13 protein-coding genes are annotated in these 15,008 nt (G+C 71.1%); 4 read left to right on the top strand and 9 right to left on the bottom strand.

The features are described 5' to 3' along the window. A partial coding sequence (locus tag ACLBYE_RS07090; protein ID WP_447693614.1) for a transposase occupies positions 1-179 on the top strand: 179 nt, incomplete at its 5' end. Between the two features lie 15 nt (positions 180-194). Here ACLBYE_RS07090 and ACLBYE_RS07085 read toward each other — a convergent pair. The 5 genes from ACLBYE_RS07085 to ACLBYE_RS07065 all read right to left on the bottom strand — a co-directional run bounded on the left by ACLBYE_RS07085 (position 195) and on the right by ACLBYE_RS07065 (position 6,355). Next, complete coding sequence (locus tag ACLBYE_RS07085; RefSeq protein WP_447693613.1) at positions 195-1,823, bottom strand: dihydroxyacetone kinase subunit DhaK; 1,629 nt, start codon at positions 1,821-1,823, stop codon at positions 195-197. Between the two features lie 171 nt (positions 1,824-1,994). Then, positions 1,995-2,840: a carbohydrate ABC transporter permease gene (locus ACLBYE_RS07080; protein ID WP_234082978.1), complete on the bottom strand. Its 846-nt coding sequence runs from the start codon at positions 2,838-2,840 to the stop codon at positions 1,995-1,997. Between the two features lie 89 nt (positions 2,841-2,929). Next, the gene (locus tag ACLBYE_RS07075) at positions 2,930-3,886 is read right to left on the bottom strand and encodes a carbohydrate ABC transporter permease (protein WP_447693612.1); all 957 of its coding nucleotides are present in this window, start codon (positions 3,884-3,886) and stop codon (positions 2,930-2,932) included. A gap of 23 nt (positions 3,887-3,909) precedes the next feature. After that, positions 3,910-5,220 carry an ABC transporter substrate-binding protein gene (locus tag ACLBYE_RS07070; RefSeq protein ID WP_447693611.1) on the bottom strand — a complete coding sequence of 437 codons (1,311 nt, stop codon included), beginning with the start codon at positions 5,218-5,220 and terminating at the stop codon, positions 3,910-3,912. A 73-nt stretch (positions 5,221-5,293) separates the two neighbouring features. Beyond that, on the bottom strand, positions 5,294-6,355 hold the full coding sequence (locus ACLBYE_RS07065; RefSeq protein WP_447693610.1) for an ABC transporter ATP-binding protein: 1,062 nt from the start codon (positions 6,353-6,355) through the stop codon (positions 5,294-5,296). 278 nt (positions 6,356-6,633) lie between these two features. Here ACLBYE_RS07065 and ACLBYE_RS07060 point away from each other — a divergent pair, with 278 nt between their 5' ends. Genes ACLBYE_RS07060 through ACLBYE_RS07050 form a run of 3 tightly spaced genes read left to right on the top strand, consistent with a single transcriptional unit; the run spans position 6,634 to position 9,524 of the window. Next, positions 6,634-7,827, top strand: a complete 1,194-nt coding sequence (locus ACLBYE_RS07060) for a fumarylacetoacetate hydrolase family protein (RefSeq protein WP_447693609.1) — start codon at positions 6,634-6,636, stop codon at positions 7,825-7,827. Between the two features lie 37 nt (positions 7,828-7,864). Further along, positions 7,865-9,232 (top strand): FAD-binding oxidoreductase, encoded by a 1,368-nt coding sequence (locus tag ACLBYE_RS07055; RefSeq protein WP_447693608.1) that lies wholly within the window; start codon positions 7,865-7,867, stop codon positions 9,230-9,232. A gap of 10 nt (positions 9,233-9,242) precedes the next feature. Next, on the top strand, positions 9,243-9,524 hold the full coding sequence (locus ACLBYE_RS07050) for a DUF167 domain-containing protein (protein WP_447693607.1): 282 nt from the start codon (positions 9,243-9,245) through the stop codon (positions 9,522-9,524). A gap of 176 nt (positions 9,525-9,700) precedes the next feature. On the opposite strand, the gene ACLBYE_RS07045 is transcribed toward ACLBYE_RS07050, so the two are convergent. From ACLBYE_RS07045 to ACLBYE_RS07030, 4 genes are read right to left on the bottom strand one after another with little or no spacing between them, the layout of a single operon-like run. Beyond that, on the bottom strand, positions 9,701-10,630 hold the full coding sequence (locus tag ACLBYE_RS07045) for a BKACE family enzyme (RefSeq protein ID WP_012319850.1): 930 nt from the start codon (positions 10,628-10,630) through the stop codon (positions 9,701-9,703). Positions 10,631-10,632: 2 nt separating this feature from the next. Further along, positions 10,633-11,556 carry a 3-hydroxyacyl-CoA dehydrogenase gene (locus ACLBYE_RS07040; RefSeq protein ID WP_447693606.1) on the bottom strand — a complete coding sequence of 308 codons (924 nt, stop codon included), beginning with the start codon at positions 11,554-11,556 and terminating at the stop codon, positions 10,633-10,635. After that, entirely contained in the window at positions 11,553-14,111 is a 2,559-nt protein-coding gene (locus tag ACLBYE_RS07035; RefSeq protein WP_447693605.1) for a branched-chain amino acid ABC transporter ATP-binding protein/permease, read from the bottom strand. The genes ACLBYE_RS07040 and ACLBYE_RS07035 overlap by 4 nt, the downstream gene beginning before the upstream one ends. 14 nt (positions 14,112-14,125) lie before the next feature. Next, the gene (locus tag ACLBYE_RS07030) at positions 14,126-15,001 is read right to left on the bottom strand and encodes a branched-chain amino acid ABC transporter permease (RefSeq protein WP_447693604.1); all 876 of its coding nucleotides are present in this window, start codon (positions 14,999-15,001) and stop codon (positions 14,126-14,128) included. Positions 15,002-15,008 lie beyond the last annotated feature (7 nt).

Below are 15,008 nucleotides of genomic sequence, written 5' to 3'. Positions count from 1 at the left end.
GCAAGGATCAGCCCCGCCAGCTCGATTTCGACAAACCCGCCTACCGCCAGCGCAACAAGGTCGAGCGGTTGATCGGCCGGCTCAAGCAGTATCGCCGCATCGCCACCCGCTACGAGAAGCGAGCCGCAAACTACCTCGCTATGGTCACGCTCGGCATGACCATGCTCTGGCTCAGATGACTTTGCAGAGACGCCCTAGGCCCCGGCCAGAGCCGCGAACGCGGTCGCGACGCCGGCGGCGCCGGGATCCTGGACACCGGCGAGGTCCCCGGCGGCCAGGTAGCTGGAGCGGCCCGCGCCGGCGCGATCCATGCCGGCCGTGGCCTCGGCGCCGGCCCGCGCCGCCGCCGCGGCGGCCGCGAGGTCGCCGCCCTTCAGGGCCTCGACGGCGGGGATCAGGGCGTCGAGCAGCGTGCGGTCGCCGGCCCGGGCGCCGCCGTAGCCCTGGACGCGCGCCACGCCCTGCCCGAGAGCCTCGGGCCACGCGGCGCCGTCGGCGAGGGCCGAGGCCGTCGCGGCGAAGAAGATCGAGCCGAGCACGCCGCTCGATCCGCCGACCGCGCGCCCGATCCGCTCGGCGAGCGCCCGGCACAGGGCGGCCGGCTCGGCCTGCGGCAGCCGGTCGAGATCGGCCAGGACGGCCCGCGCCGCGCCCGCGAAGGTCGTGCCGGCATCGCCGTCCCCGACCTTGGCATCGAGGCCGTTCAGGGTGTCCTCGGCCCCGATCAGGGCCTCGGCGACGGCCCGGATCCGGGCGGCGGTGACGGCGTCGTGCGACGGCGCGAAGGCCTCGCCCGCGAGCCCCTCGGGCACCGGCCGGAGGATCGGCGGCGCGAGCCGCACCGCCGCGGGCCAGGCCGGGACCGGCACGGGCTCCGACAGGGCGCGCTCCAGCGCGTCGTCGAGGGGCAGGACCGACAGCGAGGCGCCGTGCATGTCGAGCGCCGTCATCAGCGGCGCGGGTCCGAGCAGCAGGCGGACGCGCCGCCCCAGGTCGGTGGCGAGCACCGCGCGGGTCAGAATCTGCATCTCGAGCGCGGAGGCGGAGCCGAGATTGTTCACGAGCAGCGCCAGCCGGTCCGCACCCGCGACGGCCCGCGCGAGACGCTCGGCCATCAGCTCGGCGAGGTCGCTGGCCTTCGGCAGCGCGATGCGCTCCGCGCCGGGCTCGCCGTGGATGCCGAGGCCGAGCTCGGCCTGTCCCTCCGCCAGCCGCTCGCTGCGCGGCGAGCCGGGGATCGTGCAGGTGGAGACCGCGATGCCGAGCGACTTCGCCGCCCCGGCCGCCCGGCGGGCGAGCGACGCCACGGTCTCGAGCGGTTCCCCGGACTCCGCGGCGTGACCCGCCACCTTGTGGATGAACAGCGTCCCGGCGACGCCGCGCGGCTGCTTGGCGTCCGGCAGAGCGATGTCGTCCGCGACGATCACGGTCTCGACCCTGTGGCCGAGCGCCCGGGCGCGCTCGGCGGCGAGCCCGAAATTCAGCCGGTCGCCCGCGTAGTTCTTGATGACGAGCAGGCACCCCGCCGGCCCCGTCACCGCGAGGATCCCGGCCAGCACCGCGTCGACGCTCGGCGAGGCGAAGACGTCGCCGCAGACAGCGGCGCTGAGCAGGCCCGGCCCGACGAAGCCCGCATGGGCGGGCTCGTGGCCGGAGCCGCCGCCTGAGATGACCGCGACCTTCCCGGGATCCGGAGCGGCGCGGAGGACGACGCGGATGCCCGGGTCGCCGTCGAGCCGTGCCAGCCGTCCGCCGCTCGCGGCGACGAGGCCGTCGACGGCGTCGTTGACCAGGGTGGAGCGGGCGTCGATGAAGTGGGCCATGGCGTGACCTTCGATGGGGCCGGTCCGCGATACTGCGCCGGCGGATCCGCGCGCATTGTCCGCCTCGTCGAGCCCTGCTGGCAACGGTCTCCGTCCTCGCGCGCGCAGCGATCCGGCCGGCGTCCCGGCTCGCTTCGCTACATGCGCGACGACGACGGTCCTGCCCGTCCCCTATTCCTTCACGGCGCCGGTTAGCGCGGAGACGTAGTACTCGACGAAGAACGAGTAGAGGATCACCAGCGGCAGCGAGCCGAGCAGCGCGCCGGCCATCAGCGACCCCCACTTGTAGACGTCGCCGTCCACGAACTCGCTCACCACTGCGATGGGCACCGTCTTGTTCTGCGTCGAGGACAGGAAGGTCAGCGCGTAGATGAACTCGTTCCAGCACAGGGTCAGCGAGAAGATCCCCGCCGAGATCAGCCCCGGGAAGGCGAGCGGCAGGATGATCTTGGTGAGGATCTGCCACCGGCTGGCGCCGTCCATCAGCGCGCATTCCTCCAGCTCGTAGGGAATGGTCTTGAAGTAGCCCATCAGGAGCCACGTCGAGAACGGGATCAGGATCGTCGGGTAGGCGAGGATCAGGGCGATCGGCGAGTCGAACAGGCCGTAGGCCTGGATGATCGTGGCGAGCGGGATGAACAGGATCGAGGGCGGCACGAGGTAGGCCAGGAAGATCGCCGCCCCGACCCAGCCGGCGCCCCGGTAGCGCACGCGGACGCAGGCGTAGGCGGCGAGCACGCTCGCGAACAGCGACAGCACGGTCGCCGCCACCGACACGTACATCGTGTTCCAGAGCCAGCGCGGATACTGCGTCTCGAAGAGGAGCTTGTTGATGTGCTTGAGCGTCGGATCCACGACCCAGAACGGGTTGAACCGCTCCATGTCGATCAGCTGCTCGTCCGGTTTGATGGCCGTCAGCGCCATCCAGTAGAACGGGAACAGCAGCACGGCGAGGATGAGGAGGAGCGGCAGGTAGGTCGTCACGAGCCGCCGGGGCAGGCGCTCGAGATAGGCCATGCCCTCCGAATTGTCGGTGAGCCCGGCGGGCCGCGCCTCCAGCACGGAGTTGAGATGCGGATCGGCGTGGGCGGGCGGTGCGGGCGCGCTCATCGGTCGTTCCCCCCGGATTGCCAGGCCCTGCGCTGCAGGCCGAACCACGAGATGCCGATGGCCGCGAGCAGGAACGGCACCATGGCGGTGGCGATGGCCGCCCCCTCGCCGAGCGTCCCCGAGAGGATGCCGCGCTGGTACGACAGGGTCGCCATCAGGTGCGTGGCGTTCACCGGGCCGCCGCGCGTCATGGCCCAGATCAGCTGGAAGTCGGTGAAGGTGAACAGCACCGAGAAGGTCATCACGACCGCGATGATCGGGGTCAGGAGCGGCAGGGTGATCCGCGAGAAGATCTGCCAGTTGGAGGCGCCGTCCAGCGTCGCGGCCTCGTAGAGCGAGGGCGAGACCGTCTGGAGGCCGGCGAGCAGCGTGATCGCGATGAACGGCACGCCCCGCCAGATATTGGCGAAGATCACGCAGGCGCGCGCCATGGCCGGCTCGCCGAGGAAGTCGATGTTGCCGTTGATCATCCCAAGATGGCGCAGCGACCAGGAGATGATCGAGAACTGGCTGTCGAAGATCCACCAGAAGGCGATAGCCGACAGCACGGTCGGCACCACGAACGGGATCAGCACGATCGACCGGATGATCGACTTGAACGGCATGTTCTTGTTGAGCAGCAACGCGAGGTAGAGGCCGACGCCGAACTTCACCACGGACGCCACCGCCGTGTAGAGGCAGGTGTTGAACACTGAGAGCCAGAAGACGTCGTCGTCCCAGAGCCACTCGTAGTTCTCCAGGCCGACGAAGACGCCGTCGCGGCCGATCCGCGCGTTGGTGAAGGACAGCCAGATGCCCTTCAGGAGCGGGTAGGCCAGGAACAGGCCGAGGATCAGCGCCGTCGGCAGCATGAACCAGAACCCCGCCCAGCCGCGGCTCGCGCGCACGCGCTGCCAGGCCGAGCGGGTCGGGATTGCGGCCGGGGCGGGCTGCGTCAGGGCCGTGTGCGCCATGGTCTCGCCTCCGGCGGGTGCGGTCAGGTGTTCCGGAAGATGCGGGTGGCGGCGCGCTCGGCGTTCTTGATGGCGCCCTTCACGTCCTCGCGGCCGGTGCAGTGGCTGGCGAACATGTCGACGATCACGAAGTCGGCCAGCACCGCGGCGATCCGCTCGCTCACCGGCGCGAGCCCGCCCGCCGCCAGGGAGCGCCGTCCCGCCTCGGCGAAGACCGCGTTCTTCGGGTCGCTCGTCCAGATCGGGTTCTTCGGATAGTTCGACAGCGGCTCGCAGAGGTAGCCCTGGGCCGCCTCCAGCCAGGGATTGTAGTTCGAGGCCTCCATCATGAAGGCGATGAAGGCCTTACAGGCGTTCGGCGCCTTCGAGTACTTGAAGGCCAGGATCGGGAAGGCGAGCTGGAACTCGGTGGGCTTGCCGACCGGGCCGATCGGCCAGACCGCGTGGTCCATGTCCTCGGCGAGCTTCGGGTTGTCCTTCTTGGCCGCCGCGTAGATCGAGATGCCGTTGTTGGTCAGGTACAGGTCGCCGGCCAGGAAGGCCTTGTTGTTCGACGAATCGTTCCACGACACCGTGCCGGGCACGAAGGTCTCGTAGAGGGACTTGACGTATTCGAGCGCCTTGGCGGTCTCGGGCGAGTTGATGACGATCTTCTCGTTGGCGTCGACGAGGTTGCCGCCGTGCGACCAGAGTGCCCAGTGGCACCACGTGTTGCCGTCGCCGGTCGCGTGGCCGAGGGCGAAGCCGGCGGGGGTGTTGTTCTTCTTCAGGCCGCGGCAGAGTTCGAGGAAACCCCCGGTGTCGGTGGGGAACTTGTCGAACCCGGCCTTCTTCATCGCCGAGATGCGGTAGTTCGGATAGCCGCCGTTGAACGCCACGGGGATCGCGATCCACTTGCCCTTGACCTTGCCGTAGGCCTCGGCCGACGGGAACCAGGGGCCGTACTTCTTGCCGAGGGATTCCGCCACGTCCTCGAGTGGCAGGCACTTGTCGGGGAAGAGCGCCGGGAACGAGAACAGGCCCCAGACCATGTCGGGCCCTTGGCCGGTATTGGCGGCGACCGACGCCTTGGGCTGGATGTCGTCGAAGGACTCGTTGGTCACCGTGACCTTGACGCCCGTCGCCTTGGTGAAGGCGTCGACGAGCTTCATGAAGGCCTCGTCCTCGGCCGGCACGAAGCGCTTCCAGCGCAGGAGCGACAGGCTCGCCCCCGGCTCGGGCTTCCACTCCGCGCTCTGCGCCCAGGCCTTTGCGAAACCGAGGAGGTCGCCGCCGGCGGCGAGGCCTGTCGCTGCGGCGCCCGCGAGGAGGGACCGGCGATCGAGAACGGACATCGTTTCTTCTCCCTCGGTGATCGTGATCCTGGAGGCGCCGCGCGCCTCGAATCCGCGTCGGATCCGACGCGGGTCAGTTCGGCAGGCGACGTCCGGTCTCGGCGTCGAAGAAGTGCACACGGTTCGGCCGCAGGGAGATCGTCTCGCCCGGCCGCTCGCGCACGCGCTCGCGCAGCACGCAGGTGAGGTCCTGGCCCCCCGCCCGCACCGCCAGCATGGTCTCGGAGCCGGTCGGCTCCACGACGACGACCTCCGCGGCGATCCCCTCGGGCGCGAGGTCGAAATGCTCGGGGCGGACGCCCAGGATGAGCGGCCGACCGTCGACCCCGGAGGGCGCGTCGGCGAGCGGGATCGACAGGCCGGTGTCGGTGGTGAAGCTCAGGCGCCCGTTCGCCCGGACCTTGCCGGGCATGAAGTTCATGGCCGGCGAGCCGATGAAGCCCGCGACGAACAGGTTGTCGGGCCGGTCGTAGAGTTCGAGGGGCGGCCCGATCTGCTCCACGACCCCGTCATGCATCACCACGATCCGGTCGGCCATGGTCATGGCCTCGATCTGGTCGTGGGTGACGTAGATCGTCGTCGTCTTCAGGCGCTGGTGCAGCTCCTTGATCTCGGTGCGCATCGCCACGCGGAGCTTGGCGTCGAGGTTCGACAGCGGCTCGTCGAACAGGAAGACCTGCGGGTCGCGCACGATCGCCCGGCCCATGGCGACGCGCTGGCGCTGGCCGCCCGAGAGCTGGCGCGGGTAGCGGTCCAGCAGGGGAGCCAGCCCGAGGATCTGGGCGGCCTTGTTGACCCGGAGATCGATCTCGGAGGCCGGCGCCTTCCGGATCCGCATCGAGAACGCCATGTTCTCGCGGACGGTGAGATGCGGATAGAGGGCGTAGTTCTGGAACACCATGGCGATGTCCCGCTCCTTGGGCGGCACATCGTTCACCACGCGCTCGCCGATGCGGATCTCGCCGCCGGAGATGTTCTCGAGCCCGGCGATCATCCGCAGGAGCGTTGATTTCCCGCAGCCCGACGGGCCGACCAGGATCACGAATTCACCGTCCCGGATATCCACCGACACGCCGTGCAGGACATTCGTCGATCCGAAAGCCTTGCGAACCTCGCGGATTCCCACCGAGGCCATGCTTCCTCCCGATCAAGGCCGCTCTGTCGGCGGCTCTAGGGCAGCAGTACAAATGAGGGTTCGCGGGAAAGCAAGCCGGCCTCCTGGCAAAGCTGCAGATAATCTTGGATCTGTCAGGCGAGCCCGCCCGGCGCCCGTGACGAGCGCGGCCCGGTGAAACATCCGGCGGGATGACGGGCGGCGCGGAATGCTATGGGATCGCGCGCCGGCCGCGGTCCCGGAACCGGGCCCGCCGCGCGCGGACATCGCAGGGTCACACATCCAGGGGACATGAGCACATGTCGTTATCGGGCCTGAGCGCGCGGGAGATCCTGCCCGCCGACGGATGCCGGGGCGCCCTCGTGGGCCGGGTGTGGCGGCCGGACGTGGCCGGTCCGAGCGTCGTGGCGATCCGCGCCGGCGCGGACGGCGCGGCCCGAATCGTCGATGTCACCGCCGCTTTCCCCACCGTCAGCGACCTGTGCGAGGCCGGAGACCCCGCCGCCGCCCTGCGCGGCGCCCAGGGCGAGGACCTCGGCAGCCTCGACGCGGTGCTGGCCAACACGCCGCCGGACGCGCGCGACGCCACCAAGCCCTGGCTCCTGGCCCCGGTCGACCTCCAGGCCCTGAAAGCGGCGGGCGTGACCTTCGCCACCTCGATGCTGGAGCGGGTGATCGAGGAGCGCGCCCGCGGCGATCTCGCCGCCGCGGCGGCGATCCGCGCCGAGGTCGAGCGCTTGGTCGGGCACGACCTGCGCCGGCTGAAGCCCGGCTCGCCCGAGGCCATGGCCCTCAAGGAGGTGCTGGTCGCGCAGGGCGCCTGGAGCCAGTACCTGGAGGTCGGCATCGGCCCGGACGCCGAGATCTTCACCAAGGCGCAGCCGCTCTCGGCCGTCGGCTGCGGCGCGGACGCGGGCCTGCACCCGGACTCGCACTGGAACAACCCCGAGCCCGAGGTGGCGCTGGCGGTCGCCTCCGACCAGCGGATCGTCGGGGCGACGCTCGCCAACGACGTGAACCTGCGCGACTTCGAGGGTCGGTCGGCGCTGCTCCTCGGCAAGGCCAAGGACAACAACGCCTCCTGCGCCGTGGGGCCGTTCCTGCGCCTGTTCGACGACACGTTCGGCCTCGACGACGTCCGCCGCACGACCGTGACCCTCGAGGTCACCGGCACGGACGGCTTCCGGCTGGAGGGCACCTCGCCGCTCTCCGAGATCAGCCGCGACCCGGAGGAGCTGGCGGAGGCGCTGATGGGGCGGACGCACGACTACCCCGACGGCGCCCTCCTCCTCCTCGGCACCATGTTCGCGCCGATCCAGGACCGGCACGGGCCGGGCCTCGGCTTCACCCACGCCGACGGCGACCGCGTCGTCGTGGCGAGCCCCGAACTGGGCAGCCTCGTCAACCGCATGCGCCCGTGCGACGCCTGCGAGCCCTGGACCTTCGGCGCTCGCGCGCTGATGCGGAACCTCGCCGCGCGCGGGATTCTGTGACAGAGCGGCGACCGGACCGAGCCCCGAGATGATGCCGATGACCGACACCGCCTTCCTCGACCGCCTCGCCGCGATCGTCGGACCGTCCGGTCTCGTCACCGGCCCGGAGCTGCGCGGGCGCTCGGCCAACTGGACGCGCCCGACCGAGCCCTGCGCCGCCCTGGCGCTGGTCCGCCCGCGCAGCACGGAGGAGACGAGCGCCGTCATGGCCGCCTGCCGCGCGGCGGGCGTCGCGGTGGTCCCGCGGGGCGGCGCCACCGGCCTCGTCGACGGCACGCTCTGCCAGCCGGACGAGATCACCCTCTCGACCGAGCGCATGACCGGCATCGAGCCGGTGGACCCGCTCGGCATGACGGTGGTGGTCGGCACCGGCGCGACGCTCGAGAGCGTGCAGGACGCCGCGTCCGCGGCGGGCCTGTTCTTCCCCCTCGATCTCGGGGCCCGCGGCTCGGCGACGGTCGGCGGCGCGATCTCCACCAACGCCGGCGGGTTGCGGGTGCTGCGCTACGGCATGATGCGCGAGATGGTGCTCGGCCTGGAGGCGGTGCTCGCCGACGGCACGGTCGTGTCGTCGATGCGGCCGCTCATCAAGAACAACACCGGGCTCGACCTCAAGCAGCTCTTCCTCGGCACCGAGGGCACGATGGGCATCGTCACGCGGGCGGTCATCCGCCTGCGCCCGGAGCCCGCCGGCTACGCGACGGCGCTGATCGCGTGCCCCGGAGTCGACGACGGCGCGCGGGTGCTGCGGGCGGCGCAGAGCGCCTTCCAGGGGCGTGTCTCCTCGTTCGAGGGCCTGTGGCCCGACTTCTACCGGCTGATGACGGCGCCCGGACGCGCGACCCCGCCGCTCGGTCCGGACTACCCGTTCTACGCCATCATCGAGGTCGAGTGCGTCCCCGAGGAATCGGACCGGTTCCTGAGCCTGCTGGAAGCTCTGATGGGCGACGGCACGATCCTCGACGCCGTGGTCGCCGGCTCGGAGGAGCAGCGCCGCGGCATGTGGCGGATCCGCGACCGCGTCGAGCACCTGAACGCCGACGGGATCGACCGGGCCTTCGACGTGAGCGTGCCGCTCGCGCGGATGGACGGCTACGTCCGCGGCGCGCTCGACCGGCTCGCGGCGATCCCGGGCTGCCGGGCGGTCGTCTACGGGCACATCGGCGACAACAACCTCCACTGGAACACCACCCGCCTCGACGCCGCCGGCAACGCGGCGATCGACGCGGCGATCTACGAGCCGCTGGCGGAGCTGAACGGCTCCATCTCGGCGGAGCACGGGATCGGGCTCGAGAAGCGGGCCAAGCTGAAGCTGTCGCGCTCGCCCGAGGAGATCGCCGTCATGCGGCTCGTGAAGCGGGCGCTCGATCCGGACAACCGGCTGAATCCGGGCAAGATCTTCTGAGGGCTCCGCCGTGACGATCCGCCTGGCGGTGCGCCTCACGCCGCGCGGGGGCCGCGACGCCGCGGAGGGCTGGGCCCGGGACGACAAGGGGCAGACCTACCTGAAGGTCCGGGTCGCCGCCCCGCCGGTCGAGGGCGCGGCCAACGGGGCGCTGGTCGCGTTGATCGCCAAGGCGCTGAAGGTCAGCCGCGGCTCGGTCCGCATCGTGACCGGCGATCAGAGCCGGCTGAAGATGCTGGAGATCGAGGGCGTCGCGCAGGCGGATCTGGACCGCGTGTTCGGGGCGCCGTGAGGGCTTCTCGACGTCTTTGCGAGCGCAGCGAAGCAATCCAGTGTTGCGCGCGATCGGAGGTCTGAGGCGCTCCTGGATTGCTTCGCTGCGCTCGCAAGGACGGGCAGGCGCGAACGTCAGTTGGTCCCGAACGATGCGTCCCACTTTCCGCGACGCATCGTCCATCGACTGATCGGTCAGAACGCGACCTTGTCGCCGCCCTTCAGCGCCAGGATCTCCCGCGCCTCGTCGGGCGAGGCGACCGCGAGGCCCAGCCCCTCGATGATCGCGCGCACGCGGCGGACCTGCGCGGCGTTGGTCTCGGCGAGCTTGCCCGGACCGTCCCAGAGGCTGTCCTCCAGTCCGACGCGGACGTTGCCGCCCATCGCGGCCGCCATGGCGGCGATGTTCATCTGGTTGCGGCCCGCGCCGAGCACCGACCAGCGGTACTGGTCGCCGAACAGACGGTCGGCGGTGCGCTTCATGTGCATCACGTCGTCCGGATGCGCGCCGATGCCGCCCTGCAGGCCGAAGACCGTCTGGATGAACAGCGGCGCCTGCACCAGACCGCGGTCGAAGAAGTATTTCAGGTTGTAGAGATGCGCGGTATCGTAGCACTCGAACTCGAACTTCGTTCCGTTCGGGCCGCAGGTCGTCAGGATGTGCTCGATCTGGCCGAAGGTGTTGCGGAAGATGATGTCCTTGTTGCCGAGATAGTCCCGCTCCCACTGGTGCTTCAGGTCCTTGAAGCGGTCGAGCATGCCGAACAGGCCGAAATTCATCGAGCCGAGATTCAGCGAGGCGACCTCCGGCTGGAAGGTCGCGGCCGGGCGCACCCGCTCCTCGATGGACATGGTCGGCGCGCCGCCGGTGGTGATGTTCACCACGCAGTTCGAGCGCTGCTTGATCACCGGCAGGAACTTGGCGAAGGCCTCGGGTGTCTGGTCGGGCTGGCCATTCTCCGGGTTGCGGGCGTGCAGGTGGACGATGGCGGCGCCGGCCTCGGCGGCGCCGATGGCGGCGTCGGCGATCTCCTCGGGCGTCACGGGCAGGTGCGGCGACATGCTGGGCGTGTGGATCGCGCCCGTCACCGCGCAGGTGATGATGACTTTCCGCTGTGAGGCCATGCTCAGTCCTTCCGTGAAGCCTTGTGGGCGCGGAGCGCCGCCAGCCGCGCGTCGCGGCGGTTCATGCGTGCGGGCAGATCGTTCGGCGGCTGCCAGTTGGCCAGGATCGCCTCGGTGGCCGGCGCCTCGTAGACCGAGGGCGGCGCCGGGTCGGCGGCGAGGCTCTTGTAGAAGCCGGTGTAGCGGGCGCAGTAATCGGCGATGCCGCCGGGCGCGTTGAGTTCGATCGTCTCGAACGGACCCATGAAGCTCCAGCGCAGGCCGAGGCCGTCCGCCACGGTCTTGTCGAGGTCCTGCGGGGTCACGTAGCCCTCCGAGGCGAGGCGGAACGCCTCCGCCAAGAGGGCGCCCTGGAGCCGGTTGAGGATGAAGCCCTCGATCTCCTTCAGCACGGTGATCGGCACCTGACCGATCTGCTCGTAGACCTGCCGGGCCCGCACCAGCGCCTCGGGCGCCGTCCACGGGGCGCCGGAGATCTCCACCAGCGGGATCAGGTGCGGTGGGTTCACCGGATGGCCGACGAGGCACCGGGCCCGACCCGGCAGATCCTCGGTGAACAGGGAGCAGCGGATCGCCGAGGAGGACGAGGCGATGACGGCCTCCCGCGGCGCCGCGGCGTCGAGGTCCGCGAACAGGCTCCGCTTCACCTCCAGCCGCTCCGGTCCGTTCTCCTGCACGAAGGCGACGCCGTCGAGGGCGGCCGCGAGGGTGCCGGCCGCGCGGATGCGCGCCGCCGCGCCCTCGGGATCCGCGCAGAGATCGTTCGCCGCGAGGGTGCGCAGCCCCTCGGCGCAGAGCGGGATCGCGGCCTCGGCGACGCCCGACGCGGGGTCGAACAGGCGCACGTCCCAGCCGGCGCGGGCGAAGATCATCGCCCAGGCCCGGCCGATCAGGCCGGCTCCGACGATCGCGACGCTCTCGGTCATAGCCACAGCACCTTCCGCCTCAACTCCTGATCCTCGCGCAGGAGACGCGACTCGCCCGTCCACTGCACGCTGCCGCGCTCCAGGGCGACGGTGCGGTCGGACAGCGCCAGCGCGAGGTCGAGGTGGTGGTCCACCAGGATGATCGCGATCTCCCGGCGCAGCCGGTCGAAGGCCTCGAACAGCTCCTCCGTGACGGCCGGCGACAGGCCCTCGAAGGGCTCGTCGAGGAGGAGGAGCCGCGTGTCGCCCGAGAGGGCGCGGGCCACCGCCACCATCTGCTGCTCGCCGCCGGACAGGCGGGCCGCGTCGACGGTCCAACGCTCCTTCAGGCGCGGGAAGAACTCGAGGACCTTCTCCTCGTCCCAGTGGATGCCGGCGCCGGTGAGCCGCCGCAGGCGGCCGAGGCCCAGATTCTCCGCGACGGTCATGCCGGCGAACAGCGCCCGCCCCTGCGGCACGTAGCCGATCCCGAGCCGGGCGATCCGGTCGGGCGACAGGCCGGCGATGTCCTTGCCGGCGAGCACGATCCGGCCGGCGGCCGGCGGCGCGGTGCCGATCAGGGTCTTGAGCAGGGTCGACTTGCCGGCGCCGTTGCGGCCGAGGAGCGCCACGACCTCGCCCCGGCGCACCGCCAAGTTCACCCCGTTTAGAATGTGCGACTTGCCGTAGAAGGTGTCGACGCCCTCCATGGCGAGCAGCGTCTCGGCCTCGGCGGCGCTGGCACGCGGCTTCGCGGCGATCGCCGCCGTGCCCGAGCCGAGATAGACCGCCTGCACCCGCTCGTCGTCCCGGGCGTCCGCGACCGAGCCGTCGACCAGCACCGCGCCGTCGGCCATCACGGTGACGCGGTCGGCGAGGCGGAAGACGCGGTCGATGTCGTGCTCGACGAGGAGCACCGGGATGTCGGTTGAGAGCGCCTTGATCAGGTCGCCGACCCGCTCGCGCTCGGCCGCCGCGAGCCCGGCGAGGGGCTCGTCGAGGAGCAGCACGCGCGGCCGCGTGGCGAGGGCCAGCCCCATGTCGAGCAGCCGCTGGCCGCCGTAGGACAGGCTGCCGGCTTCGGCCCGCTCGATGCCGGACAGGCCGGTCCAGCGCAGCAGCTCGGCGGTGTCGTCGGCGATCTCGCGGACGGCCAGCGCGTCCCGCCAGGGGCTGAAATGCGCGGCGTGCCGGGCCTGCACCGCGAGGCGGACGTTCTCCTCCACGGAGAGGCCCGGGAACAGGTTGGTGATCTGGAACGAGCGCCCGATCCCGGCCCGGGTGATGGCGTGCGGCTCCAGGCCGGCGATCTCGCTTCCGTCGAGGCGGATGCTGCCGCCGCTCGGCCGGAACATCCCGGACAGCAGGTTGAAGGCGGTGGTCTTGCCGGCGCCGTTCGGTCCGATCAGGGCGTGGAGCGTCCGGTCGGCGACCGCGAAGGACACGCCCCGCACCGCCTTCACGGGCCCGAAACTCTTCCGGATGTCGTCGGCGATCAGCACCGGGCCGTCACCGCGCCCCTCCGCGATGAAGCGGGCCGGGACGCGGCCCGAGGCGCCGGCGCGGCGGGCCGACATGGCCGCGCCCTCGGTCGGGACGCGCCGGAACGGCTTCAGCAGCCGCGCCGCGATGCCGACGAGCCCGTCCGGCGAGAACACGATGAAGGCGACGAACAGCAGGCCGAAATACAGCAGCCAGTCGGCGGTGTAGATCGACAGGAACTCGCGGAACAGGATGTAGAACAGCGCGCCGAGCGCCGGCCCGAGGAACGAGCGCATCCCGCCGATCACCACCATGGCGAGCAACTCGCCCGAGAACGCGATGGAGATCGGGTCGGCCGAGGTGAAGCGGTGGCTGTAGGCGGCGAGCGCGCCCGCCAGCCCGGTGATCGTCGCCGAGATCACGAAGGCCGCGAGCTTGTAGCGGTTCGTGGCGTAGCCGAGGAAGCCGGCGCGCTGCTCGTTCTCGCGGATCGCCACCAGGACGGTGCCCATCGGCGAGCGCCGGAAGCGCCACAGGGCGATCAGCACCGCGAAGGCGATCCCGGACACCGCGGCGTAGTAGGCGCCGGGTTCCTGCAGCGCCGTCCAGCGGTGCAGGTTGCCGATGCCGTTCTCGCCGCCGGTCAGGTCGGTCCAGCGGAACGCGATGGCGTAGAGCATCGCCGTGAAGGCGAGGGTCAGGAGCGAGAAGTAGACGCCCCGCCGCCGCAGGATCAGGCCGCCGGCGGCCAGGGAAGCGAGCCCGGTGATCGCCAGGGCGCCGAGGAGCGGCAGGGCCATGTCGCCGGGGAAGAGGCGCGTCTGGAGGATCGCCACCGCGTAGGCGCCGATCCCGAACCACGCCCCGTGGCCGAACGAGGTTAGCCCGGTCCAGCCGACCAGGATGTTGAGACCGAGCACCGCCAGGGCGAAGATCACCACGTCGGTGGCGGTGATCAGCGTCAGGCCGATCGCGTCGAGGGCGAAGGGCAGGACGATCAGGGCGGCGAGCGCCGCCCAGAGCTGGCGGCTCTCGCGTAGGATCAGGCCGCGCTGCGGCAGGGCGAGCGGCAGCGGCTCGGCGGTTCCGGACATGGGACGCTCTCCGCTCACTCGAACCGGGCGATGTGCTCGCCGAACAGGCCGCGCGGGCGCAGCAGCAGGACGAGCACCATGAGGGCGTAGACGGCGGCCTCGGTGGCCGGCGGGTAGGCGTAGGCGGTGAGGCCCCGGACCACGCCGACGATCAGCGCGGCCAGCACCACCCCCCAGAAGGAGCCCAGACCGCCGATCACCACCACCACGAAGGCGAAGGTCAGGATCTCGGCGCCCATGGCGGGCTGCACGCCCGTGACCGGCGCCATCATGGTCCCGGCGAGCGCCGCGAGCCCGACCGCGATCGTCACCACGGCGGTCATGTAGGGCCGGAGCGAGATGCCGAGCGCCGCGACCATGTCGGGATTCTGCACGCCGGCCCGGACCACGCGCCCGAAGCTCGTCCGCGTGAGGAGGAGCCACAGGCCGGCGACGCAGGCGAGGGCCACCACGAGGATCGAGAGCCGGTAGCGCGAGTAGATCAGGTCGCCGATGAAGACCTGCCCGCGCAGCCAGGGCGGGATCCCGAAGGGCACCGGCGCCGCCCCGAAGGCCATGCGCAGCGCCTGCTCGGCGACCATGGCGAGCCCGAAGGTGAGGAGCAGGCCGAGCGTCGGGTCGCCGCGGTAGAAGCGCCGCAGCAGGAACCGCTCGATCAGCAGGCCGAGCACCGCCACCGCGAGCGGCGAGGCGATGAGGGCGCCGCCGAAGCCGATGGTCGGCGTCAGCAGCACGGTCATGTAGGCGCCGATCGCGTAGAAGGCGCCGTGGGCGAGGTTCACGATCCCGCCGAGGCTGAAGATCAGCGACAGGCCCAGCGCGATCAGCAGGTACTGCACGCCGATCAGCAGGCCGTTGAGTACCTGCTCCAGGATGAAGACGAGCTGCATGGCCGCC

The organism is Methylobacterium sp. A52T (assembly GCF_053346095.1).
Note: the sequence above shows the minus strand (reverse complement) of the source record. Positions and strands in the feature narration are given on the sequence as shown.

Bases quoted from the DNA above. Each gene is read 5' to 3' on its own strand.
- ACLBYE_RS07085 (WP_447693613.1), bottom strand. From the start codon at position 1,823: ATGGCCCACTTCATCGACGCCCGCTCCACCCTGGTCAACGACGCCGTC.
- ACLBYE_RS07080 (WP_234082978.1), bottom strand. From the start codon at position 2,840: ATGGCCTATCTCGAGCGCCTGCCCCGGCGGCTCGTGACGACCTACCTG.
- ACLBYE_RS07075 (WP_447693612.1), bottom strand. From the start codon at position 3,886: ATGGCGCACACGGCCCTGACGCAGCCCGCCCCGGCCGCAATCCCGACC.
- ACLBYE_RS07070 (WP_447693611.1), bottom strand. From the start codon at position 5,220: ATGTCCGTTCTCGATCGCCGGTCCCTCCTCGCGGGCGCCGCAGCGACA.
- ACLBYE_RS07065 (WP_447693610.1), bottom strand. From the start codon at position 6,355: ATGGCCTCGGTGGGAATCCGCGAGGTTCGCAAGGCTTTCGGATCGACG.
- ACLBYE_RS07060 (WP_447693609.1), top strand. From the start codon at position 6,634: ATGTCGTTATCGGGCCTGAGCGCGCGGGAGATCCTGCCCGCCGACGGA.
- ACLBYE_RS07055 (WP_447693608.1), top strand. From the start codon at position 7,865: ATGACCGACACCGCCTTCCTCGACCGCCTCGCCGCGATCGTCGGACCG.
- ACLBYE_RS07045 (WP_012319850.1), bottom strand. From the start codon at position 10,630: ATGGCCTCACAGCGGAAAGTCATCATCACCTGCGCGGTGACGGGCGCG.
- ACLBYE_RS07040 (WP_447693606.1), bottom strand. From the start codon at position 11,556: ATGACCGAGAGCGTCGCGATCGTCGGAGCCGGCCTGATCGGCCGGGCC.
- ACLBYE_RS07035 (WP_447693605.1), bottom strand. From the start codon at position 14,111: ATGTCCGGAACCGCCGAGCCGCTGCCGCTCGCCCTGCCGCAGCGCGGC.
- ACLBYE_RS07030 (WP_447693604.1), bottom strand. From the start codon at position 15,001: ATGCAGCTCGTCTTCATCCTGGAGCAGGTACTCAACGGCCTGCTGATC.